This is a genomic window from Falsochrobactrum tianjinense, from assembly GCF_019100495.1.
In the GTDB taxonomy this organism is placed as follows: Bacteria; Pseudomonadota; Alphaproteobacteria; order Rhizobiales; family Rhizobiaceae; genus Brucella; species Brucella tianjinense.
Genome location: NZ_JAHRVA010000006.1, coordinates 40,969 through 65,673, shown reverse-complemented (window position 1 = coordinate 65,673; position 24,705 = coordinate 40,969). Strand labels below are relative to the sequence as shown.

Here is a 24,705-nt window from a genome sequence, read left to right as displayed (position 1 = left end):
TGCGTTGTGCCATTCAGGCGCGTATCGCGCGGGGATTTTCGTGTCTGCAATCAGGCCAAACCGCCTGCGGAGAAAAACGTGTTTTAGCGCCACTGAAATTGCATTAACACTAGATTTAGTGTTTTCTGTTGTGGTATTATACCAGATAAAGGGTTACCCACCCACAATACCCTCGACTATGAACAGGGCTGACCTATATGGCTATAGTGCCGAATCCGCTTCGCGGAGAATAAAGTGACTTGATGATTTTCCGGGGAAATGTCGCTCTCCGATACGATTGCCCTTCCGAATGGGGGGTGTTCGGAACAACAAACGACAGACGCACCAGGGCTGGAAGCGAAAGCCTTTAATCAGGCTACCATATATAGAATGTTTGGATGGGACAGATGAAGATCGAACGCCGTTTTACCAAAGAAAACCAGTCGGCTTATGCGGAAATTGAATTCCGCAAGACGATCAGCGAGATCAAAAATCCCGACGGCTCGATCGTCTTCCGTCTTGAGGATATCAATGTTCCGGCGCAGTTCAGTCAGGTTGCAGCCGACATTCTGGCGCAGAAATATTTCCGCAAGGCTGGTGTCCCCGCGCGTCTGAAGAAAGTCGAGGAAAACGACGTTCCGTCCTGGCTGTGGCGTTCCGTGGCTGACGAAGACGCTTTGACGAAGCTCCCCGAAGAGGAGCGTTACGGCTCGGAAATGGATGCTTGCCAGGTCTTTGATCGCCTGGCTGGCACATGGACCTACTGGGGCTGGAAGGGCGGCTATTTTGATTCGGAAGAAGACGCTTCCGCTTTCCGCGACGAACTTGCCTATATGCTGGCTACCCAGCGCGTGGCTCCCAACAGCCCACAGTGGTTCAACACAGGTTTGCATTGGGCCTATGGGATTGATGGTCCCGGTCAGGGCCACTTTTATGTCGACTGGCAGACCGGCAAGCTGACCAGATCCAAATCGGCTTATGAACATCCGCAGCCGCATGCCTGCTTTATCCAGTCCGTTGGCGACGATCTCGTCAATGAAGGCGGCATTATGGATCTGTGGGTTCGTGAAGCGCGCCTGTTCAAATATGGCTCCGGCACCGGTTCGAATTTCTCGTATCTTCGTGGCGAAGGTGAAAAGCTTTCCGGCGGCGGCAAGTCGTCGGGCCTTATGAGCTTTCTCAAGATCGGTGATCGTGCCGCAGGCGCTATCAAGTCGGGCGGTACGACACGTCGCGCCGCAAAAATGGTGGTTGTCGATGTCGACCATCCGGATATTGAAGAATATATCGACTGGAAGGTGAAGGAAGAGCAGAAGGTTGCCGCCCTCGTCACCGGTTCCAAGATCGTCAAGCAGCATCTGGCCGCCATCATGAAGGCCTGCGTCAATTGCGAAGGCCATGATGACGATTGCTTCGATCCGGCTATGAACCCTGCGCTCAAGCGCGAAATCAAGGCGGCGAAAAAGAATCAGGTTCCCGAAAACTACGTCAAGCGTGTGATCCAGTTCGCGCGTCAGGGCTATACCGACATTCAGTTCAAGACCTACGATACGGACTGGGATTCGGAAGCCTATCTGACCGTTTCGGGCCAGAACTCTAATAATTCCGTGTCGCTGAAGGACGAATTTCTACGCGCCGTTGAGAATGACGGCGACTGGAACCTGACCGCACGTCGCGATGGCCGTGTGATGAAGACGCTCAAGGCGCGCGATCTGTGGGAAAAAATCGGCTATGCCGCATGGGCCTCGGCTGATCCGGGTCTGCATTTCAACACCACGATGAATGACTGGCACACCTGCCCCGCCGCAGGGCCGATCCGCGCATCCAATCCGTGCTCGGAATATATGTTCCTTGATGATACGGCCTGCAATCTGGCCTCGATCAACCTGCTGACCTACCGCAACAAGGATGGTTCGTTCGATATTGCAGCCTATGAGCATACAGCTCGCCTGTGGACGATGGTTCTTGAAATTTCGGTAATGATGGCGCAGTTCCCGTCCAAGGAAATCGCGCGTCTGTCTTATGAATACCGTACGCTCGGCCTTGGATATGCCAATATTGGTGGCCTGCTGATGACATCGGGCATTCCTTATGATTCCGATGAAGGCCGTGCGATCTGTGGTGCGCTGACCGCGATCATGACCGGTGTCGCTTATGCAACATCGGCGGAAATGGCTGGCGAACTGGGCACTTTCCCCAGCTATGCGCCTAATGCAGACAATATGCTGCGCGTTATCCGTAATCATCGCCGCGCGGCACATGGGGAAACCCAAGGCTATGAAGGTCTGGCCGTCAACCCGGTCGCTCTTATTGCCCAAGACTGCCCCGATCAGGATATGATTGCTCATGCCCGTGCGGCCTGGGACAAGGCGCTGGAACTTGGTGAAAAGAACGGCTATCGCAATGCGCAGGCCACCGTCATCGCGCCTACCGGCACGATCGGCCTTGTCATGGATTGCGACACGACCGGCATCGAGCCTGATTTCGCCCTGGTCAAGTTCAAGAAGCTCGCTGGCGGCGGCTATTTCAAGATCATCAATCGCGCGGTGCCGGAAGCGCTGCGCACGCTTGGCTATTCGGAAAGCCAGATTGCCGAGATCGAAGCCTATGCAGTGGGCCATGGCAATCTCAACCAGGCTCCGGGCGTTAATCCTTCAACCCTGAAGGCCAAAGGTTTTACGGATGAGAAAGTCGAAGCACTGAATGTAGCCCTCCAGAGCGCTTTTGACATCAAGTTTGCTTTTAACAAGTGGACGCTTGGCGAAGACTTCTGCAAGGATGTGCTCAATCTCACCGATGAGCAGCTCAACGATTTCTCATTTGAAATGCTGTCAGCGCTTGGCTTCACCAAGAAAGAAATCGAAGCTGCCAATATCCATGTTTGCGGTGCGATGACGCTCGAAGGCGCGCCTTTCCTGAAAGAAGAGCACTATCCGGTGTTCGACTGCGCCAATCCCTGTGGTAAAATCGGCAAACGTTATCTCTCGGTCGAGAGCCACATCTGCATGATGGCGGCAGCGCAGCCTTTCATTTCCGGCGCGATCTCCAAGACGATCAACATGCCCAATGAAGCAACCGTCGAAGATTGCAAGAACGCCTATATGCTTTCATGGAAGCTGGCATTGAAGGCCAATGCGCTCTACCGTGACGGCTCCAAGCTTTCGCAGCCGCTCAATGCTTCGCTCATCGCCGATGATGAGGATGAAGAGGATGCGGTAGAAACATTCATCGAAGCACCCGCTGCGGCCCGCGCAGTTCAGGTGACTGAGCGCATCGTCGAGAAAGTGGTCGAGAAGATCGTGCATGAGCGCGAGAAACTTCCAAATCGCCGTCAGGGCTATACGCAGAAGGCGGTTGTCGGCGGCCACAAGGTTTATCTTCGTACCGGTGAGTTTGGTGACGGTCGTCTGGGTGAAATCTTCATCGATATGCATAAGGAAGGTGCTGCCTTCCGCGCGATGATGAATAATTTTGCCATCGCTGTATCGCTTGGCCTGCAATATGGCGTTCCCCTGGAAGAATATGTCGAAGCATTCACTTTCGTGAAATTCGAGCCTGCGGGGATCGTTCAGGGTAATGATGCAATCAAAACCGCGACGTCGATCATCGATTATGTCTTCCGCGAGCTGGCCGTTTCCTACCTTGGGCGCAATGACCTCGCCCATGTAGATACGAGTGACTTTTCCAACACCGCGCTCGGCAAGGGCATCAAGGAGGGCAAGACGAATCTTGTTTCCACTGGCTGGACCCGTGGTTACAAGCCTACTCTCGTAACCAGCACCCAGCCGACTGGCGAAGCAAAAGGCGCCGCCCCTTCGACACCGCAAGCATCCAATGTGACGACGCTGAAATCTCCGTCCGCCCGCGCGGCAACGGTGGGACTGGTGACGGATGGCGCAACGGCCTTCAAACGCGAGTTTGAGGAACAGCCAGCCCCGGTATCCCCACAGCAGGAAAAAGCTTCGGCTACCGCGCTGTTCTCCGATAAGGCAGCAGCTGATGCGGCCTCCGCGCGTCAGGAAAGCGCCAATGCGGCCAAAAAGCTCGAAGCCGATCGCCGCATCAAATCGATGATGCAGGGCTATACAGGCGATAGCTGCACAGAATGCCAGAACTTCACAATGGTCCGTAACGGTACCTGCCTCAAATGCGATACCTGCGGAGCAACAAGCGGCTGTAGCTGATCCTGAACAAATCTGAGTAAAAACAGGCCGGCTTGTTCCCGGCCTGTTTCATTTTGTCTTATTTATTTACCGCATGTAAGGATCGAGCTAGCCGCAACTCTTCGAAAAACGGGAACTGAACCCGCATTTCTACGTTCATTCAATGCGACCGAACGTATAAGGAGATAGTTATGTTTAGGACTACACTTCTGACGACGACGTGTGCATTGCTGATTGGGGGAGCGGCGTTTGCCCAAACAACCGCTCCGGCACCGATGGAATCCCCCCCGGCGGCAGAATTGCCTGTTACGTCACAGAACATGTTTGGCAATCCACCAGCAGAGAATGCCGACAAGGTAGGCTTCGTTGAGGCTAAAGACGGTCAGATTCTGGTTTCGTCTTTTATCGGGCAAAGCGTTTATGAAAGTGAAGCAGCCGACGCACAGTCTGTCGGCAAGCTCAAGGATCTGATCGTAAGCCCTGAAGGCAATATCGAAGCAGCTGTAATCGGTGTTGGGGGATTTTTGGGTGTTGGCGAGAAAGAAGTAGCGGTCAGTCCCGACCAGGTACAACTTGCGACCCGTAGTGATGGCAAGAAATGGCTAGTTATAAAGGCTAGCAAGGAGCAGCTTAACGACGCTCCCGCCTTTGAACGCGACACACTTTTCTCCGAAGGTGTAGCAGACCCGAATGCGGCGACAAAATCGAATGCTACGACCCCGTCAGATGCAGCACCGGCTGACACAGCCCCTGCCCCTGCCCCGGACGCTACTTCGCCTGCCCCCGATAGCACGCCCGCCACTCCGGCTCCGGCCCAGTAAGTATGGCGGCAGCAGTTTTGCGGATATAAAATACAGAAAACCCCGACGATCTTGCCGGGGTTTTTGCATATTGCGGACCAAACGGCTTGATTTCGCCAATTCATCACCGTACCACAGGCAAAGTACTGGTTCGAATGATTTTACTCTCGAAACAATCAGGAAAGTCTATTGCCGGAATTCTTTGCTAGTCATTTGTGGGCACAGACAATTGCTGTCTTGGGCGGCCTTTTTCTTTCGGCCTTTATCGCCAATTATCTGATCAAGGCAATCCTGTTGAAGATTCTTAACAGGATTGTGCAGAAAACATCCTTCGGCCAGGATGAGGAATTAAAACGGCATGGCGTTATTGCTCATCTGGCCAATGTCGTTCCGGCCCTTATTATTGCGTCAGGTATTGCTGCTGTGCCGGGATTGCCGGAAACGGCTGTTACCATTATCAGCAATGTTGCCGTGGCATTCATTATTCTGACATTAGCATTGGCGCTCAGCGCCTTTCTCAGCGTGGTCGATACACTTTATGGCCGTCGTGAGGAAGCGAAAGATCGACCGATCAAAGGCTATATTCAGGTCGGAAAGCTCGTAATCTATGTCATCGCGGTGGTTTTCATCATCGCAACACTGCTGGATCGTTCGCCGATTATCCTTTTGTCGGGTGTCGGTGCCATGGCCGCCGTACTGATTCTGGTCTTTCAGGATACGTTGCTATCCCTTGTTGCCAGTATGCAAATCGCCTCATCCAATATGGTACGGGTGGGTGACTGGATCGAAATGAGCCATCTCGATGCCAATGGGGATGTGGTTGAGATTGCGCTTTATACAGTCAAAGTGCAGAATTTCGACAAGACCATCACCACCATTCCCATCCGCAAGCTCATTACCGAGCCAATGAAAAACTATCGCGGAATGCAGCAAGCGGGTGGTAGGCGCATCAAGCGCTCGATTTTTATCGATCAGGCGACGATCAGATTTCTTACTGAAGAGGAACGGCAGCGGCTCGCTTCCATTGATCAGCTCAAGGATTATCTGCCGAAAAAAGAAAAGGAAATTGCCGATTGGAACGCGCAGCTCGGAGAGCGGGCCAAAAACCCGGTCAATACACGCCGCTTTACCAATATCGGAACATTCCGGGCTTATGTTCAAACCTATCTGCGCAACCACCCACATGTGCATAAAGGCATGACATTGCTAGTACGGCAGCTCAATCCGACTCCGGATGGCCTGCCACTGGAAATCTATTGTTTTACCAATACGGTTATCTGGGCCAATTATGAAAACATCCAGTCGGATATTTTCGATCATCTTTATGCTGTCATGCCGGAATTTGGCCTCACTCCATTCCAGAACCCAAGCGGCAGGGACTTTCGCAAACTGGCTCTCACCGATCTACCGCGGTTATCGCCATAGGTTTCCGGAGCTTATGCCTTGGCATTCGGCGTGCTGGTTTGCAGCCAATTGTGAATGCCGTTGGCTGCTGCAAATCCCATCGCGAAGCATGCAGTCAGAAGATACCCGCCCGTCGGCGCTTCCCAATCGATCATTTCTCCGGCGACAAACAATCCCGGTGTTTTTTTCAACATGTAGTGCTTGTCGATTTCATTCCAGTGGATGCCACCCGCTGTCGATATAGTTTCTTCAATTGGACGTGGATGGAGGAGCGGCACAGCAAGGGTTTTGATTGCCTGGGCTAATTTCTGCGGATTTTTTTCCTGTACGAATTCAAGCACGAGGGCCGCTTTTACGCCGGTGAGCCCCGCCCCTTTTCGCAGCAGATTGCCAAAGCTGAGTTTTGGATTCTGCCGCGCAAGCTCGTTAGCAAGGCGCTCCTGCGTCTTTCCGGGAACCAGATCAAGAACCAGTTCTGCCCTGCCGTTTGTTTCCAGATCGTCGCGAAGCGAAGCGGAGTGCGTATAGATCAGGCTGCCCTCAACGCCATCACGCGTTATGACAAATTCGCCCTGTGTCATCCCCGCCCTACTCGTCACCGTAACTGATTTGACTGGCACACCTGCGAAGCGTTCAACAAAATAATCGCTCCAGCCGGTGCCAAAGCCGCAATTTGCCGGCCTTAACGGAGCAATTTCGATGTTTTTCTCTCTAAATATTTCAGCCCACAAACCGTTGGAACCAAGTTTTGGCCAACTCGCTCCGCCGAAAGCAAATAGGGCAGCATCGCATTGGACGATCTCCCCGCCATGTGAGGTTTCGACCACTGGCCTGCCGCCTTCAAAGCCTGTCCATCGATGCCGCGTCAGGATGCAAACGCCCTGCTGCGTTTCCAGCCGTCGCAACCATGCCCGCAGCAAGGGCGAGGCTTTCATGGCCCTGGGGAAAACCCGTCCCGAAGAACCGATGAAGGTCTCTGCACCCAGTACGTCAGCCCATGAGCGTAATTCGTCAGAGCCGAAGGCCTGCAAGGCCGGTCGGATGTGCTCCGCACTTGCACCATAGCGCACCAGAAACTGTGAAAAATCTTCCGAATGGGTAAGGTTGAGACCCGATTTGCCCGCAAGCAGAAATTTGCGGCCAACAGTCGGCATCTGCTCATAGATCGTGACCCTATATCCCAGAGTCGACAGGCGTTCGGCGGCGATCAGCCCTGACGGGCCGCCGCCGAAGATCGCGACGACCTTCTTACGCATGAGTGCTCACAGGGTGCTGAACAGTCAATCTTCTTTCTCCAGCATTTCCTTAACTGCGGTAGCTAACTGTTTGAGAGAGAATGGCTTTGGTAAAAAACCGAACTTTGCATCGGCAGGAAGATTACGTGCGAATGCATCCTCCGCATAGCCGGATACGAAGATGAATTTGATATCTGGATGGGTCTTGCGCAACTCACGCAGGAGCGTCGGGCCGTCCATTTCCGGCATGACGACATCCGAGACTACAATATCCACCTGCCCGTTGAGTTCTTCCAGAACTTCGAGGGCTTCAACACCAGATGCAGCTTCATGAACCGTATAGCCGCGCGACTGGAGCGCACGTACGCCACCCATACGCACCGCATCCTCATCTTCCACCAGAAGCACCGTTGCCGAGCCAGAAAGATCGGTGGCTTTTTCGATCTTCTTTTCTTTAACAGCTACGGGCGCATCGTCGGCGCTTTTTTCTTCGATATGGCGCGGCAGGAAAATCTTGAAGCAGGTACCCTTGCCCGGCTCGGAATCGCAATAGATGAAGCCGCCGGTCTGCTTGATGATGCCGTAGACCATAGAGAGGCCAAGCCCGGTTCCCTTCCCGACTTCCTTGGTGGTGAAGAAGGGCTCGAATATCTTTTCAACGACATTGGCGGGAATGCCAGTACCTGTGTCCTCCACTTCGAAAAGAACATAGTCGGCCTCCGGCAAGTCGCGGTATTGCAGAGCAGCAACCTCCGCAAGTGGCACGTTGCGGGTACGTAGCGCGATTTCCCCGCCATCGGGCATGGCGTCGCGTGCATTGACCGCGAGGTTGACTGCAACCTGCTCGAATTGCCCCAGATCGGCTTTGACTGCCCATAGGTCGCGGCCATGCTCGATCTTGAGGTTAATATCCTTGCCGACGAGGCGAGCCAGAAGCATGCGTAGATCGGCCAAAACGTCGGTCAGGTCCAGAACTTCCGGTCGCAGGGTCTGGCGGCGCGAGAATGCCAGCAACTGGCGCACGAGCGAAGCGGCGCGATTTGCATTCTGCTTGATGTTCATGATGTCTGGGAATGACGGATCGGCGGCACGATGATTGCTCAGCAACAGGTCCGAAGACATGATGATTGCTGTCAGCACATTGTTGAAATCATGCGCAATCCCGCCTGCAAGCTGGCCCACTGCCTGCATCTTCTGGCTTTGCGCCATCTGGTTTTCAAGCGCTTTCTGCTCGGTTGTCTCGACCGCCGAGATGATTGCCGCTTCCTCGGTCGACTCGCCGCCCAGATCGGTGACAGCGCTGAGATAAAAGCGGATATGACGCTCTTCATTGCCCGGAAGCACGGTGTCGACCGGTGAGATGCTCGCCTGCCCCGCGAATGCCGCCGCGAGTGCTTTATTGAAAGCTTCCCGGTCGCGCTCATGAACAACATTTTCAAGTTTCATACGTCGATCGATGGCATCGCGATCAACCACAGACGAGAAAATATCCAGAAACCGCGCGTTGGTGCGCAGCGTATGACCTTGAGCATCCACCGCTGCAATCGCCATGGGGGCCGAATTGAAGAAACGTGTGAACCGCACCTCGGAAGAACGCAATGCAACCGAAGAATCGTCACCTTCGGCGCGGTCAAGAACAATGGTACGACTGGTGCCGCGCGTTCCATCGCGTGCTGCCTGAACACGATGATAAAAGCGCACGGCGAGGCTTTGGCCGTTACGCTTGATGAGATCAAGGTCGATCACGGTATTGCGGCTGGTTCCGGGCTCCGCCTTGACGGCCTTTATCAGCGCCATGCCGCTTCCGGCGACAATATCGTTGAGCGTCAGCGATCCCGGCGTAAACTGAGTCAGATCGACTCCAAGCCATTCGGCGAGCGTCGCATTGAGATAAATGATCCGGCCGGAAGGGTCGGCAGAAAAAAAGCCTGCCGGAGCATGGTCAAGATGGTTGATCGCCTCCTGAAGCTCTTGGAAGAAGCGCTCCTGCTCGGCTCGTTCTTCGGAAATGTCGGCGATTTGCCAAGCGGCAAGCTGACCTTTGAAATCCTGCCCTCCATCAAAAGGGCGCGCCTTGATGCGATACCAGACCGGGGCTAGCGTGCCGTGACTGCTCTGTGCAAGTCCGCCCGAAAGGCGCACTTCCTCCTGAGCTGACAAGCCGTCCCGCACGGCATTTGTCAACCGATAAATAGCATCGGAGGCGGCGGGCTCTTGAGTGAGAATATTGTCGAGAGAACGCACATTGTCGGCGGTGGCAACACCGGTCATGTGGGCATAGGCATTATTCGCATAAACGATCTGGCCGCGAGAATCGGAAATCACCGTTCCTTCAGGCAGTGTATCGATGAAGGAATGCGCCAGATTCCGGCTTCCCTCACGCTGGTTGAACTGAATAAGGCCGATGGCCGCTCCGAAAAGATAAAAAACGCCCACCATGGAAAGAAGACCCATGAGCACAAGCGCGAAGCCGTCACCCAGCCTGTCCCGGAACAGGAAATAAACAAGAGCAGCCCCGATCAGTACAATACCGATCGTCAGAAGCCGCAAGGCGGCATGAGAGCCACGCCGGGGCATGACAAGCGGTTTCGGATAGGTATTCTCCGTCTGTCGCGACATCAGGCGCACTGCCCTTTCATGCTGTTTTGCTGCACTGTGCGGGTCTTGGTCGCCCGTTTCCTGTTTGGTCTGGGGGCATATGTCAGAATTTTCCACATATTGCAGGGTATATCCGATTCGCAGAATGCGTTAATCGCGCGGCAATACAAGCTTGAGAGCGCGCAAATGAACATTGGGCGACTTTTTACACTGTTTTGGCTGGGGATCATATGATCCCCACAAATGAATGCCACATTCCCAAGCTTGGCAAATTGAACTAGTGTTCTGTGCAACAGTTATTGTCACGATGATTGGAAGCGCGGGGATGTTGCGATGTCCACCAGGCGGACATAGTTCGTTTTAGTTTAGTATGAGAGGGTTTACCGCATGAAGGAATGGCTCAGCGGTCTTGTTGGAGAAAGCACGGCGAATATTGTCGGCTTCATCCTTATTTTTGCGATCATTCTCGGCGGAATTTTCGTTGTTCTTTCCATCATCCGGCGCTTCAGTGGTGGAGGTTTTTCGGCCAGCGGACGAGGTCTGCGCCAGCCCCGGCTTTCGGTGATGGATGCAGCGGCAGTAGACAGTCGCCGCAAGCTCGTTCTGATCCGGCGTGACGACGTAGAGCATCTGCTTCTCATCGGTGGCCCGACGGATGTCGTGGTCGAGCAGAATATCACGATGGAACCGCGCGCCCAGTCTTCGCGCATCGAGCCGGAACATATGGAGCGGTTCCGTCAGCATGAAGCGAGCATTGCATCAGACAAAGACCAGACCATTCAATTGAATTCACCCATAGAAACACGCACTTTCCGCGATCCGTCTGCGATTCAGGAAGCGGCTCCCGCTCCACAGGCGGATCGAGAGGCTGCGCAATTACGCACACCGCCCCAATCGCCCGTCACGCCGGTAGCTCCGCAAGTGCCAAAATCACCAGAAGCGCCAGCGGCTCAGATGCCTCCGCAGCCGCGCTCGATTCCTAATTATCCATCGCAACCGCGCACGGTTCTTCCCGCGCGCCCCGCGGAGCAGCAATCACCGCGTTTGCATCCGGTCTATCCACTCAGTCAGGTTTCGCGCGGTGTCCTGACTTCGACGTCAGGGCTTGCAGCGAGCGTCAAAGAAACACCGACGGTTGCAGCAGCGGATCTTGGCAGTATTACTCCGGCCCGCGAGACGACAGCGCACAAGCCGGTAGAGGAAACTATCTCCCAACCTGTGCCGGAATTCACAGACGACAGTCTCGAAGGACTGGGCGGCGCCCTGCGCGATGCTATCGTGTCCGATCTGGCCACTGAATCGCCGATCGAGCAAAGCGCAAATGAGCCAGAAATGTTCAAGGCTGAAGACTTTGAAAGCGAATTGCTGGGCTCGCTCGATATTACGCCGACCGGAAACAAGTCGGAACATAGTATTGAAGACGAAATGGAAAAGCTGCTTGGTGAACTGACCAGAGATCAGACGCGCTAATTATTAAGGCGATTGTTAGACCCAAGCATGATCCGAACAAAAAAGGCTGCACCAAGATGCAGCCTTTTCAAATTTAAGAGTAAGCTCCGCAAGCCTAGTCATCGCGATAAACTTTTTCGCGGCGCTCATGGCGCTCTTGTGCTTCAATTGAAAGCGTTGCGATTGGTCGTGCGTCGAGGCGTTTCAAGCTGATCGGGTCGCCGGTTTCCTCGCAGAAACCATAGGTGCCCTCGTCAATACGGCTGAGAGCTGCATCAATTTTGGAAATCAGTTTACGCTGTCTGTCGCGCGCGCGGAGTTCAATTGCCCGATCCGTTTCGGAGGATGCCCTGTCCGCCAAGTCCGGGTGGTTTGCATTTTCCTGCTGGAGCGCTTCCAGTGTTTCACGCGCTTCGCGCAGAATATCATTCCTCCAGGCAACAAGCTTTGCACGGAAGTAAGACTTCTGCCGTTCATTCATGAACGGCTCGTCTTCAGTGGGCCTATAGTTAAGGTCGATCAATTCACTCATTCTGAATCACCCCACATCTAGGAGACGCGAGCGGTTATATAAGTCCATCGTAACAAGGACACAACACCAAACAAACAAGCCTCACTATTTTTTAATGCATAAAAATTGAGCAATTTTGATAAAAACAAATCAAATATAATTCGCGAATTGCCGTTCCATTCTTGGAATTATTAAGATTCTTCAAATAATTACCTCATACCTCCTACCATATAATAATAGCGAGCCCAATATAGCTAGCTTACGATTTTGTGCCTAATAAGAAAGCAAAATTATCTGTGAATATTCATTCCTCACGCTAAAAAGTTGGTCGAAAGACCATCCAGTCAAAGAAATCCAAAGACAAATATGGCACAAAGGTGTTGTATCGAGGATAAACCGCCCGGAGGCCGTATCGATGAGCCAGCTTCTTCTTCTCCGCCATGCCAAGGCTGTAAAGGCAAAGCCTGCCATGAACGACTTCGACAGACCTCTTGCTGAAGAAGGTCGTGCGGCTCTGGACTTGCTGGCCAAGGCCATGAAAAAATCATGCATTTTTCCTGACCGGGTGGTACTTTCGGGATCGTGCCGAACCCGCGAAACCGCATTTGGTCTTATCGAGCGTCTGGGTATCGAGATTGAGGCAATAATTGACGATGCGATCTATCATGGCGGGCCGGGCGAATATATGAAGGCGATCACACAGCATGGCGATGTGGAACGATTGATGCTGGTCGCGCATAATCCCACCATTGAAGATGTGGCGCTGACGCTGTGCGGTCATGGCAACACGGATAGCATTGCAAGGCTGGTCGGGGGCTTTTCGACTGCGGCGCTTGCTACGATTTCATTTGAAAAGCCATTGTCGGAAATAGCGCGCAAACAGGGCTTTCTGGAGAGTTTTCCCATACCACGAGTCATTTCGTGACGGACGATGGAAGCTTCTGTTTCTTGTCAATCTGACGGACAGGTTCTTATTTATGGCGCTGGTAAGCAGTAATATGCGCGAGGAAGCAATTGGCAAAACTGACCAGTTTCGGCGATGAAGCAAAGATCGCATTCGATACGCTGACCGAGCGTGCAAGCGGTCTGCTCTCTCCTTCGCTCCGATTGGGCGTTACCGGCCTTTCAAGAGCCGGGAAAACGGTTTTCATCACCGCGTTGGTACATAATATGGTGCATGGCGGTCGGCTGCCGATGTTTGAAGCCTATAAATCGGGCCGGATTTCGCGTTCCATGCTTGAGCCGCAACCTGACGATGCCGTTCCGCGTTTTCAATATGAAGAACATCTTTCAGCACTGCTGGATAAACGTATCTGGCCCGATTCCACTCGCGCAATATCACAGCTTCGCCTGACCATTGAATATGAAACGGCATCCGCATGGGGGCGCTGGCTGTCGCCGGGGCGGCTTTCGGTCGACATTGTCGATTATCCGGGCGAATGGCTACTCGATCTACCGTTGCTGGGAAAGTCCTATCGCGAATTCAGCGCCGATTCCTTCTCGCTTGCTCAGGAGCCTACCCACAAGGATCTGGCGCGTGGATGGCTGACGGAGGCCGAAACTGTAAAGGGGTCCGAAAGCGCTGACGAATTAACCGCGCAGCGGCTGGCGAAAAGCTTCACTGCCTATTTGCGTGCCGGGAAAGCCGACGAACGCGCGCTATCCACCCTGCCGCCGGGGCGTTTTCTCATGCCGGGCGATCTCGATGGCTCGCCCGCGCTGACATTTGCGCCCCTGCCACACCTGTCGCCGGACGATTTCAAAAACGGTAGTCTGGCCGCGATGATGGAGCGCCGTTACGAAGCCTATAAGACGCATGTCATAAAACCGTTCTTCCGCGAACATATCGCGCGTCTGGACCGACAGATCGTTCTTATCGATGCCATGCAGGCTCTGAATGCCGGCGGCGCGGTGGTAGCCGATCTTGAACGCGCGCTGACCGACATTCTTTCCTGCTTCCGCCCCGGGCGCTCCAATCTGCTGACGGGGCTGATCCAGCGCCGGATCGGGCGCATTCTGGTGGCCGCCACAAAGGCTGACCACCTCCATCATGAAAGCCATGACCGTTTGCAGGCCATCGTAAGGCGACTCGTGGAACGGGCGATTGAGCGCGCGGACTTTTCGGGCGCGGATATAGAGGTGCTGGCAATGGCCGCAGTGCGCGCAACGCGCGAGGCGACCGTCAAGGAAGGCAAGGACACCCTACCCGTGATTGTCGGAACACCACTCAAGGGTGAGCGGATCGACGGGGAGTTTTTTGATGGAGAAACAGAAACAGCTATATTTCCTGGAGATTTACCACGTAATCCTAATGTAATCTTTGAACAAGTCTCGAATGAAGAAACCGCCATTCGTTTCGTGCGGTTTCGCCCGCCCAGGCTGGAGCATACCGCGGAGGGTATCACGCTTTCCCTGCCGCATATAAGGCTTGATCGCGCCCTGCAATTTCTTATCGGGGACCGTCTGGCATGAATGAAAAGCCTCCACGCAAACCCGCAGCCTTTAGCGTAAAGCAGTCGCCGGAACTGACACCCGCGCAGGAAACGCCACGACGACGCCCTCGCGCCGTTACCAATCTCGAACAGATCGTGGCCCATGAGGATATTTTTACACTTAGCGATGAAGAAGAAGTCGAACTGGCGGCGCTGGACCCCACATTTGAAGCACAGCCTCGTAGCCGTTGGTCGTTGAGCCGTATCCTGTTTTGGGCTTTGGGCATACTGATCTCATTTGCGGTCGGCATCTGGACCGAAGACCTTATCCGGGCGCTGTTCGCTCGCGCCGACTGGCTTGGCTGGACGGCGCTGGGTGTGGCGCTCGTCGCTCTTGTAGCCTTTATAGCTATCATTGCCCGGGAGTTGATTGCCTTGCGCCGCCTAGCCTCGGTTCAGCATCTGCGCAAAGATGTGGCCGATGCAACTGCGCGCGACGATATGGCGGCAGCAAGAAAGGTGGTCGACGCCTTGCGCGGCATTGCCAGCAACCTGCCCGAAACCGCGCGCGGCAGACAGATGCTCGATAGCCTGGCCGACGACATCATCGACGGACGTGATCTCATCCGCCTCGCTGAGACGGAAATATTGCGACCACTCGACCGTGAGGCACGCGCATTGATCATGAATGCATCGCGGCGCGTATCCATTGTGACGGCCATCAGCCCGCGTGCGCTTGTTGATATCGGCTATGTCATCTTTGAATCAGCACGTTTGATCCGCAGGCTTTCACAGCTTTATGGCGGGCGGCCGGGAACACTTGGCTTCATGAAACTTATACGTCGTGTCGTGGCGCATCTGGCCGTCACAGGAACGCTGGCCATGGGCGACAGTGTCATTCAGCAGCTCGTCGGCCATGGGCTAGCATCGCGGCTTTCGGCAAAGCTTGGCGAAGGCGTCGTCAACGGTCTTATGACGGCACGTATCGGCATTGCGGCCATGGATGTTGTCCGCCCCTTTCCATTCAATGCTGAAAAACGCCCCGGAGTCGGCGATTTCATCGGCGATCTTGCCCGAATGGCTGGCGAGAAAAACACAAAGGCAAAAGCTGGCAATTAAATGCTACTTGCTCTATGCAAATCCTGATGACTTTAATCGGCGCGCAAACCAAGCGTTAACCATTCGCTACGATTATAGAAGGACATGATAGGGTAGAACACTCTAGGCCCTGCATCGTCGAATTATACTGGATGACAATCATTAGAAATCCACCTACGGGTCGGAATTCCGGACAGAGCTGAACATGAAAAAACACATCGTTGCCTGCCTCACGCTGCTGCCTGCATCGCTTCTGGCTGCGCCTGCCGTGGCGGCGGACAGGGATGAAAAGTTCTTTCAGTCGATCGAGGGCCAATGGACCGGCCCCGGCGAGATTGTCGCCGGAAAATATAAGGGTACGAAATTCGTCTGCACACTTGAAGGCTCCACGCCCGACGAGGCGGTGGGCATGACGCTTGATGGCTCCTGCCGGGTCGGCGTTTTCTCTCAGCCGATGAAGGCCACCGTGACCCGTGTCGGCTCCAGCTATTCCGGCAAGTTCAATGATGGCGCCGAAGGCAAAGGGCTGAATGTGACATCGGGCTCAGTGAGCGGAAACAAGGTCATTCTCGGCCTTAACCGCAAAGAACTCAACGGCGCCATGTTGGCACGCGTGGCCGACAGGAACACGATGAATGTCACCGTATCGGTTCGCGTGGAAGAGAACCTTATTCCGGTAATCGGCATGAGTCTCAAGCGGATCGACAATGTAGCCGTCGGCAGTATCGCCAAGAATTAGAGTTATAGCTGCTCCAGCCACCATCCCGCATTCGTGCGGGCTTTTTCTATTCCCGACTGCTCGCAATCCGTCGTCCATTCCGCAACGCTTTTGCCTGCAATATGGAGGTCCGGCGCGATATCGTTGAGTGGCACCAGCACAAAAGCGCGCTCCTGAATGCGCGGATGCGGCAGGATAAGCGATGTTTCATCGATTACGACCGCCCTGCCCGCTTCGTCTTGCATAGCCAGAATATCGATATCGATGATGCGCGGTCCCCAACGCTCCAGCCGCACACGTTTGAGCGTGCGTTCGATTTCAAGGCATGTCTCGATCAACGCCAACGGTTCCAGCGTGGTTTGAATTTCAGCGCATGCATTACGAAACCATGCCTGATCCGTCTTGCCCCATGGGGGCGTGCGGTAAACCGGAGAAACCGAAATTACGCGTGTATCCCCACGCGCATCAAGCGATCGCAATGCGCGCGCCATGGATGCCATCGGATCGTCGAGATTACCGCCGAGACCAAGCCAGGCGCTAAAAGGTAATTTGGCACTCATCAACGTGGATATACCACCGTGACTTCAACATGATCGAGCACGCCCGGCACTGGCGCATTGGGTTTGCGGATGGTGATTTCGGCGCGCTTGATCTGGGGGAAGCGCTCGACCAGTGCCCGCCCGACATCAAGCGCCAGCGTTTCGATCAGATAGCGCTGGCGGCCAGTGACGATGTCTTGAATAACGGTAAAAGCGATGCCGTAATGGACTGTGCCTTCGATATCATCATTTTCCAAGGAATTGCCCGGATCGACATCTAGTACCGCATCGACATAAAAACGCTGACCGAGTTTGTGCTCTTCATCGAAGACGCCGTGATGCGCGAAGAAGGCGCAATTCATGATGCGGATTGTGTACACGGCCTTGTTTCCTGTTCTGTATCTGCTTTGCTCTGCAAGATAGCATCCGCAACGGCAAGAGCATCCCTATTAAAAGCGACATTGTGAACCCGGAAAATGTCGGCACCTGCCAGCCGCATCGCCACAGACGTCGCAGCCGTGCCGATATCGCGCATCAAAGGCTCACTCTGCCCCGTTATAGCACCGATAAAACGCTTGCGCGATGTTCCGACAAGCAGCGGATAGCCGAAGCGCTGGAGTTCCTCCAGCCGCGCCATCAATCCGACATTTTCCTTTGCCTCCTTGCCGAAGCCAAAACCGGGATCAAGCACGATGTGCGACGTTTCGATCCCCGATTTTTGGGCGATTTGCAGCGAGATATCGAGAAAGGCGGACTGATCCGCGATAACATCGGGATTGACCGCGCGGTCGCGGCTGGTATGCATGATGACCAATCCTGCGCCGCTGTCCTTGGCAACCTGTGCTATTTCCGGCTCTTTTTGCAGTCCCCACACATCGTTGACGATATGGGCGCCCGCCTTCACTGCAAGCCGAGCAGTCGATACGCGATAAGTATCGACCGAAACGAGGCAATCGAAACGTTCTGTCAATGCCGCAATAACCGGAACCACTCGCGCTGTCTCCGTTTCAGCATCGACCGATGCGCCACCCGGACGAGTCGATTCGCCGCCGACATCAATGATTGTGGCACCCTCTTCGAGCATTTTTTCCGCAAGCGCCAATGCCTTATCCAGCGTGGTGTAACGCCCGCCATCGGAAAAAGAATCAGGTGTTACATTCAGGATGCCCATAATTACGGATTTTTCGCCCAGTGGAAGACTACGACCATGGGCGAGTTGCCATTGTTTCATCATTGCAGGAAATTCCGGTTGTTTTCATGCCAGGCGGAATACGGATTGGCACGCGCAATATCATCGTCCAAGCTGTTGTTATAGTTCTCTTGACGAATGCATGCCATGTTGCACATGGATGATTTATGAGTTTCTTTCTGATTTTATGAAGAGGTCCCGGAACATGTCTTTAAGGAAACGGGTTCTGGCTTTTGGCCTCGCTTTGATTTTTGTAGCGCCTCAAGCCGAAGCGGCATCTATTTTCCGCACTGTAAGCTATTATGATATCAACGGAAAGACGGCGGCTGATCTCGACAAGGCATTGTCGGGCAGCGGTCCTTTTCTCAAAAAGACTGGTCAACACCATCCTGGCGCAGCGGAAATCCGTTTCGATGCGAAGGTTCGCTACGGACGTGCTACGGGCAATATCGCCTGCAAGGTACAGGACGTTTATGTGAATATTCATGCCAAGGTCATGTTGCCGCGCTGGAAACAACGCCGCAAAGCTTCATCCGAACTGGCGTTAGTGTGGGATACGCTGTTGCGTGATATTCGGCGCCACGAGGAGAGTCATATCGTTATCGCTCGCAGCCATGCCAGTCAGATGGAACGGCAGATCCGGGCTTTACGCAGCCGCACGGACTGCGCTGCACTGCGCGCTGATATCGACAACATCACTGCAAAGTTGATGAAAGCGCATGACCGGGCGCAAGAGCTTTTCGATCGTGTCGAAACCATCAATTTCGAAAGTCGTTTTGAACGGCTGCTTACCTACAAAATGGAACAGATGCGCGAGAAGCAGCACTGAGGTCAGTTTTGGCGCTCGGGAACCCTTACTACGAGTCCATCAATGTCATCCGTTACACGAATCTGGCAGGAAAGGCGCGAATTGGGCTGCGTTTCATAGGCGAAGTCGAGCATGTCTTCTTCCATCGCATCGGGGCCGCCAACTGTGTCCGTCCAGTCTTCGTCAACATAGACATGGCAGGTTGCGCAGGCACAAGCTCCGCCACATTCCGCATCAATGCCGGGAATACCATTGCGAATGGCGGCTTCCATCACGCTCGATCCGTTGTCGGCTTCGACTTCCGTTCGCGAAACACCATCAGCGGAAACGAATATAATTTTTGTCATTTTCAGTTCGGTCCCTGAACGCGCCGACCCGGCGCGATTGAAATTTTCTGACTCACATTTGAAATCATGGCAAGATGTTTACGTGTGATCTTGCGCTGGCAGATACGGCCTTATGCCCACAAGTTCAACACTTGGCCCGCACGGAAGCAGAGAAGTGCGCCAAAATGCCGTATGGAATTCATGTCTAACGCGGATTCCGTTAACGAATTCAGAGCGCGCATTATCGTGGATAATCGCATATAATTAATTTCCACAGAATGATCGTGAAGGCCGGAAGGCCGGAAATCCGGACTTTTTCATAGCTGCGACCCATTCTTGTTAACCTTGTATTTAAAGTTTTAGGCATCGCGCAACCCTGCCTATTTCCTTAACAAGGTTGAGCCGGTACGATGCAAAATGGCGGAATAAGTTTTGTAATGGCTCTTCGGGTCGGGCCGTCACAGTAATGAGTACGAGGTAGGCAAAGCAATGGCTTCCAAATCCAAGGCGCAAAAGCTCGATCACGAGGTCGAAGAAGCGTTGGAAAAAGCACTCAATATCGATTTCGACGATGATTTCGATATTGATATGGATCTGAGTGCATTTGACGACGAATTCTCGGTTGACGATCTGGAGCAGCAGATTTCGCGCGCGGCCGAAGAACTGGTCGCCGAGCAGAGCACGAAGACGAGTGAGGCTACGAGCCCCGCCTCTGTGGAAGTACCTGCGACCAGCAGTTCCAGTTCCGATGTCATCAAAGCCGTTTCTGTGATCGCAAGCCCAGCCGCGCCGCCGGTTCCTCCTGTGGTGCATGCTGCAGCATCCGTTTCACCCGCTGCGGAAAGTATTTCTGCCAAGCCCACCAATAAATCCCCTGCCAATAAATCCAAAGCCACCCAGCAGGAAGCCGTTGCAAAACCGGCAATAGCCGCGCCTTCGCTGGCGCCATCCGCCAATCCGGCCCGCACTCCGGCTAATGACGATTCCCGCAATGGTCGCGCCCTTTCCGCCGCGCCGCGCCGCGTCACCGAGCAATCATCTCGACTTTACTGGACGACAACCGCCATCAGCGTACTTTGGGCCGCAGGCGGTATCGCCATCAGCAAGGCGATCAGCCCGGAAGTATTCTCCACCTTGCAGGCAACCAAAGAGTTCTTCACGTCGCCAGCCGGTATCGGTGTGGCAGCGGGCGTAGCATTGCCAGTCGTGATGTTCTGGGGCTTTGCGCATCTTGTTCGTCGCGCACAGGAGATGCAGTTTGCCGCACGTAGCATGTCTGAGGCGGCATTAAAGCTTCTCCAACCTGAAGCAGTTGCCGGTGATCGCGTTTCCACACTCAGCCAAGCTGTCCGCCGCGAAGTCGCGGCAATGAATGAAGGCATCGAGCGCACGCTTGCGCGTGCCGTTGAATTGGAAACGCTGGTTCAATCAGAAGTCAATCAGCTTGAGCGCGCCTATAGCGACAATGAAGTACGCATCCGTTCGCTTGTCAGCGAACTTGGCAATGAGCGCGAAGCCGTCGTCAGCCATGCGGAACGTGTCCGCTCTTCGATTTCTGGTGCACATGAACATCTCAAGGAAGAATTGTCGAGCGCGGCCAATATCATACGCGATAATGTTGCTTCCGCGTCTCAGCAGCTCAGTTCGCTTCTCGGCGATTCAGGCGAGCGCCTGATCGGCAGCATCAACGAGAGTGGTGGCGCGATTGCCGACGCCATAGAAAAGCGTACCGGAGACATTGCTTCGCGCATCACTACTTCCGGGGAGGCTTTTGCCAATGAGCTGGATACGCGCATTGCAACGCTGGATCAGCACTCGCGCGATATTTCCGAGCGGGTCAGCTCAGCGCTGGACGAGCGCGTCACGGGTATCACCACTCTTCTCGGTGGCGCCACGCAATCGATGGTCAGCGAATTCGATACACGCTTGGCCAGTCTTGAAACGACGCTAGATGAGCGCGGGCGCTCTCTGCTTTCCGAATTCGAGACGCGCGCGCATGCGCTCGATAACAGCACCGAAAAGCTCAATGCCGCGCTTGAAGCACGCTCGCGGCAGATCAATGAAAACCTCATTGCCCGCACCCGCGAGATCGCGGAAACCTTCTCCGGTGGCCGCACCGCGCTTAGCGAGATGATTGATGAAACCAAGGTCAGAATCGGCAGCGACCTAACATCGATCAGCGAAAGCGTAGGGAATGTTCTGAACGAAAAGGCCTCGGCCTTTGCAGGCAAGCTTGCCGAAAGCCGTGACATTCTGGCCTCCTCGCTCGAAGGGGAATCCGAACGCGTCTCTGCTATCATTCGCGGACATACGGACACGCTTGCAGCGCGCACCGGTGACATAGAAAATGCCGTCAGCAACAGTGCATCGGCACTTAATTCAGTTGCCGAGCAACATGCCGCCATCCTTGCAGAGCGTACTGCGGCGCTTCAGCAGGAAATGGCGAATAATGCCACACGCCTCGATACTTCCTTTGCAGACCACGCCCGTTCGCTGGAAGAGCGTGCCGCATCTCTGCATAATGTCATTGCCGGAAATCAGGCGCTGCTTTCTCAGCTTCTGGATGAACGAACCACTGCATTGCGCGATAGTTTCAATGAAAATCGTGAAATGCTTGCGCAGACCTTCGATGAACGGGTCAGATCGCTTCAGGCTCTCATTGCCGATAATCAGGATACATTGGCGCGCGTACTGGATGAGCGGTCGCAAGCTCTCAATGAAACGATCGGCGCGAGCCGCGACGCATTCGAGACCACTTTCAGCGATCATGTGCGCCGGGTAGAGGAACGCACGAGCGGCCTGCGCTCGGTCTTAAGCGATCATAATAGCGCACTCGCCAATATTCTTGACGGGCATGAGCAGACAATCGAAAGCCGAGCCGACACGATCCGCTCCACGCTGGTTGAAACCACCGCTTCCCTGAGCCAGACTCTACAGGACCATGGCGATATTCTTTCGCAGCGCACTGCCAATCTGCACGAAGCAATTGAAAGCAGCAGCAGCACCATCAGCCAGGCATTTGAAGGCCAGACCGGCATCATTGATGAGCGTACGCAGACGATGGAAAAGGCGCTGACCATCGGCGTTGACAATGTTCGCCGCGCCCTTGAGCAGAGCGCAGGAGTGGTTGCGGGATCGCTGCGCGAAAAAATTACCGAAGCGGCCAGCACCCTTTCCGCCGAAGCGGCAAAGGCTGGCGAGGCACTTGACGGTTTTGGTGAAACCTTCAGTTCCCATCTCATCAGCAACCTGTCCGCCACGGAAGAGCGTCTGGGTGAACATGCAAATGCCATTGCCGACCGTCTGGTCGCCATTGAAACCAGCATTGCGGATACGGCCTCCAAGACGAGTGCTACCCTTGCGGGCCAGAGCGAGGCATTTTCCGCCAGTGTTGCGGACAATCTCGCTGGTACAGAAAGCCGCTTGAATGAACGCGCAAGCGCCATTGCAGGCGGTCTTGAAGCTATCGAAAGCCGGCTTACCGGCGAATTGGGTGCAATCGAAGCGCGCATTGCCGAAACAGCCTCCAAGACCAGCCAGACACTTGCCGGTCACAGCGAAGCCTTCTCGGCGAGCGTTACCGAAAACCTGTCGGGCACCGAGGCTCGCCTCACCGAACGCGCGGATGCCATCGCCACCCGCCTTGGTGATATCGGCTCGCGGATTACGATGGAGCTGGGCTCCGTCGAAGCGCGCATCGCGCAGGTCACTGACACCACAGCGGTCACGCTCGAAGAACGCACGCGGGAACTCAATACTGTTCTTGCTGCGCGCTCGCAGGAAATCACGCAGATTCTCAACGATACCGCCGAACCGCTTGTGCAGCGTCTTGCCGACAGCGGACGCGGTCTGGCACAGCAGCTTGAAGAAGCGACCCACGCGGCGACAGATCGCCTGCGTGCGGAAAATGCGGCTTTGGTCAATGCCTTAGCGAGTCGGACCGCGGAAACCATCGCAGCCGTTCAGCAGGCCAAGTCCGGCTTGTCGGACAATGTAAGCGAATTGATCGACCGCCTCTCCGCCTCGAATGGCGAGTTGGGCAAGCTGATCGATGCGGCAGCGCGTAATCTGACGGATATCGATGGGCGTCTGGTCGAAACCACCTCAAGCTTTGTGGAAAACGCCAATCGCGCCGCACAGATGTTCCAGGCTTCGACCGGCCTTATTGATGGTAATATCGGCACGTTACGCGCGCTTTCCGACAGCACTTTGTCGCAGATCGCCGACATTGCCGAACGCTTCGAAGAGCATGGTAAGGTGCTTTCAACGGCATCCGACATGATCGGTTCAGCACAGAACGGTCTTGCAGGCACATTGGAAGATCGGCATCAGGCACTGGACAAGCTTGCTTCGGGGCTCGTTGAGAAGTCCGAAAGCGTCGAAAAGCTTATGCGGTCCTTTGAATCGGTTGTTACTTCCGCTTTCCAACGAGCTGAAGGCCAGACCCGTGCTTCAGCGGAAAAGATGCGCGAAAGCGTATCGGACATTGTTGAACAGGCATCGCAGAAGTTCTCCGCCGCAACCGACGATATCCGTCGCACGGCAAGCGAAATTCGCACCGAGCTGGATAGCACTCGCGGCGAACTTAAGCGCGGCGTATTGGATATGCCAGCGGAAGCGAAGGAAACCACAAGCGCGATGCGCAAGGCGGTGAGCGAGCAGATCAACGCGCTTAAGGAACTGGCAGAAATCGTCAACAAGTCTGGACGTCTGGTCGATGTGGGCGAAAGCCGTGCAGATCGCCCGGTTTCCCGCCCCGCGCAGACGCCGCGTCGTGCTCCGGCTCCGGTGCAGGCCCCGGTCGCCCTGTCACAGGCCGATACAGCAGTGCCTTCGCACCCTGTCGAAGCTCCGCAGGCCACACAAACTGCGTCCGCTAGCGAGAAGCCGCGTGGATGGGTATCGGATCTTCTGGCCCGTGCTTCGCGCGAAGACGATGAAACCATGCAGCCATCGGCGCAGCCAAGCGCGGCTCCACGTTCGCCAAGGCATGTCGTTGAATCTCTCAACTCGCTTTCGGTCGATATTGCTCGCGCCATCGATCACGAAGCATCGGTGGAATTGTGGGACCGCTATCGCCGCGGCGAGCGCAATGTCTTCACACGTCGCCTCTACACGCTCAAGGGACAGCAGACCTTTGACGACATCAAGCGCAAATACCAGTCGGATGGAGAGTTCCGGCGCGCGGTTGATCGGTACATGGACGACTTCCAGCGCCTGCTCGAAGATGTCGCCCGCAATGACCGCGACAATATGGTGACGCAAACCTATCTGACTTCGGATACGGGCAAGGTCTACACCATGCTTGCCCACGCAAGTGGTCGCCTGCGCTAAAAACTATTACGATAATAAATAAAAACGCGGCTCTCGGGCCGCGTTTTTATTTGTCTCAATCAAATAAGATTTGTGCGCAAGGTCTACTGAAAACAGCTACAGGTTTTCTCGTGGCGCGCTTT

General features: G+C 54.6%; 16 protein-coding genes and 2 pseudogenes. 11 read left to right on the top strand and 7 right to left on the bottom strand.

Annotated features, from left to right (window positions below):
- The first annotated feature begins 386 nt into the window (after window positions 1–386).
- The 3 genes from KUG47_RS13465 (at window position 387) to KUG47_RS13455 (ending at window position 6,367) form a co-directional block, all read left to right on the top strand.
- On the top strand, window positions 387–4,163 hold the full coding sequence (locus KUG47_RS13465) for a vitamin B12-dependent ribonucleotide reductase (RefSeq protein ID WP_217678499.1): 3,777 nt from the start codon (window positions 387–389) through the stop codon (window positions 4,161–4,163).
- A gap of 170 nt (window positions 4,164–4,333) precedes the next feature.
- The gene (locus tag KUG47_RS13460; protein ID WP_217678498.1) at window positions 4,334–4,963 is read left to right on the top strand and encodes a PRC-barrel domain-containing protein; all 630 of its coding nucleotides are present in this window, start codon (window positions 4,334–4,336) and stop codon (window positions 4,961–4,963) included.
- A gap of 168 nt (window positions 4,964–5,131) precedes the next feature.
- Window positions 5,132–6,367 (top strand): mechanosensitive ion channel family protein, encoded by a 1,236-nt coding sequence (locus KUG47_RS13455; protein ID WP_217678497.1) that lies wholly within the window; start codon window positions 5,132–5,134, stop codon window positions 6,365–6,367.
- An 11-nt stretch (window positions 6,368–6,378) separates the two neighbouring features.
- Here the strand turns inward: KUG47_RS13455 and KUG47_RS13450 are convergent, their stop codons facing one another.
- Complete coding sequence (locus KUG47_RS13450) at window positions 6,379–7,602, bottom strand: TIGR03862 family flavoprotein (RefSeq protein ID WP_217678496.1); 1,224 nt, start codon at window positions 7,600–7,602, stop codon at window positions 6,379–6,381.
- Between the two features lie 24 nt (window positions 7,603–7,626).
- A complete protein-coding gene (cckA, locus tag KUG47_RS13445) occupies window positions 7,627–10,200 on the bottom strand; it encodes a cell cycle histidine kinase CckA (protein WP_217678495.1) in 2,574 nt (857 codons plus the stop codon).
- A 366-nt stretch (window positions 10,201–10,566) separates the two neighbouring features.
- Between cckA and KUG47_RS13440 the strand changes: the two genes are divergently transcribed.
- Window positions 10,567–11,649 (top strand): flagellar biosynthetic protein FliO, encoded by a 1,083-nt coding sequence (locus tag KUG47_RS13440; protein ID WP_217678494.1) that lies wholly within the window; start codon window positions 10,567–10,569, stop codon window positions 11,647–11,649.
- Between the two features lie 94 nt (window positions 11,650–11,743).
- Here the strand turns inward: KUG47_RS13440 and dksA are convergent, their stop codons facing one another.
- Window positions 11,744–12,160 carry an RNA polymerase-binding protein DksA gene (gene dksA, locus KUG47_RS13435; RefSeq protein WP_217678493.1) on the bottom strand — a complete coding sequence of 139 codons (417 nt, stop codon included), beginning with the start codon at window positions 12,158–12,160 and terminating at the stop codon, window positions 11,744–11,746.
- Between the two features lie 394 nt (window positions 12,161–12,554).
- On the opposite strand from dksA, the gene KUG47_RS13430 reads away from it, so the two are divergent.
- The 4 genes from KUG47_RS13430 (at window position 12,555) to KUG47_RS13415 (ending at window position 16,408) form a co-directional block, all read left to right on the top strand.
- The gene (locus KUG47_RS13430) at window positions 12,555–13,064 is read left to right on the top strand and encodes a SixA phosphatase family protein (RefSeq protein WP_217678492.1); all 510 of its coding nucleotides are present in this window, start codon (window positions 12,555–12,557) and stop codon (window positions 13,062–13,064) included.
- Between the two features lie 89 nt (window positions 13,065–13,153).
- Window positions 13,154–14,611 carry a YcjX family GTP-binding protein gene (locus KUG47_RS13425; RefSeq protein WP_217678491.1) on the top strand — a complete coding sequence of 486 codons (1,458 nt, stop codon included), beginning with the start codon at window positions 13,154–13,156 and terminating at the stop codon, window positions 14,609–14,611.
- A complete protein-coding gene (locus tag KUG47_RS13420) occupies window positions 14,608–15,690 on the top strand; it encodes a YcjF family protein (RefSeq protein WP_217678490.1) in 1,083 nt (360 codons plus the stop codon). Before KUG47_RS13425 ends, KUG47_RS13420 begins: the two co-directional genes overlap by 4 nt.
- A 184-nt stretch (window positions 15,691–15,874) precedes the next feature.
- Window positions 15,875–16,408, top strand: coding sequence for a hypothetical protein (locus tag KUG47_RS13415; RefSeq protein ID WP_217678489.1), 534 nt, complete (start codon window positions 15,875–15,877; stop codon window positions 16,406–16,408).
- 2 nt (window positions 16,409–16,410) lie between these two features.
- Here the strand turns inward: KUG47_RS13415 and folK are convergent, their stop codons facing one another.
- The 3 genes from folK to folP are packed head-to-tail and all read right to left on the bottom strand — an operon-like array spanning window position 16,411 to window position 18,160.
- Complete coding sequence (gene folK / locus KUG47_RS13410) at window positions 16,411–16,947, bottom strand: 2-amino-4-hydroxy-6-hydroxymethyldihydropteridine diphosphokinase (RefSeq protein WP_217678488.1); 537 nt, start codon at window positions 16,945–16,947, stop codon at window positions 16,411–16,413.
- A complete protein-coding gene (gene folB / locus KUG47_RS13405; RefSeq protein ID WP_217678487.1) occupies window positions 16,947–17,306 on the bottom strand; it encodes a dihydroneopterin aldolase in 360 nt (119 codons plus the stop codon). Before folB ends, folK begins: the two co-directional genes overlap by 1 nt.
- The gene (folP, locus tag KUG47_RS13400; protein ID WP_217678486.1) at window positions 17,285–18,160 is read right to left on the bottom strand and encodes a dihydropteroate synthase; all 876 of its coding nucleotides are present in this window, start codon (window positions 18,158–18,160) and stop codon (window positions 17,285–17,287) included. Before folP ends, folB begins: the two co-directional genes overlap by 22 nt.
- A 160-nt stretch (window positions 18,161–18,320) precedes the next feature.
- Here folP and KUG47_RS13395 point away from each other — a divergent pair, with 160 nt between their 5' ends.
- Entirely contained in the window at window positions 18,321–18,944 is a 624-nt protein-coding gene (locus KUG47_RS13395; protein WP_217678485.1) for a DUF922 domain-containing Zn-dependent protease, read from the top strand.
- A 2-nt stretch (window positions 18,945–18,946) separates the two neighbouring features.
- On the opposite strand, the gene KUG47_RS13390 is transcribed toward KUG47_RS13395, so the two are convergent.
- Window positions 18,947–19,270, bottom strand: a complete 324-nt coding sequence (locus KUG47_RS13390) for a 2Fe-2S iron-sulfur cluster-binding protein (RefSeq protein WP_217678484.1) — start codon at window positions 19,268–19,270, stop codon at window positions 18,947–18,949.
- 468 nt (window positions 19,271–19,738) lie between these two features.
- Here KUG47_RS13390 and KUG47_RS16875 point away from each other — a divergent pair.
- Window positions 19,739–20,075 (top strand): annotated as a pseudogene (locus KUG47_RS16875) (hypothetical protein); the annotation flags it as partial.
- Between the two features lie 74 nt (window positions 20,076–20,149).
- A pseudogene (locus tag KUG47_RS13385) lies at window positions 20,150–24,583 on the top strand (apolipoprotein A-IV repeat region-like domain-containing protein); the annotation flags it as partial.
- Window positions 24,584–24,705: the final 122 nt, after the last annotated feature.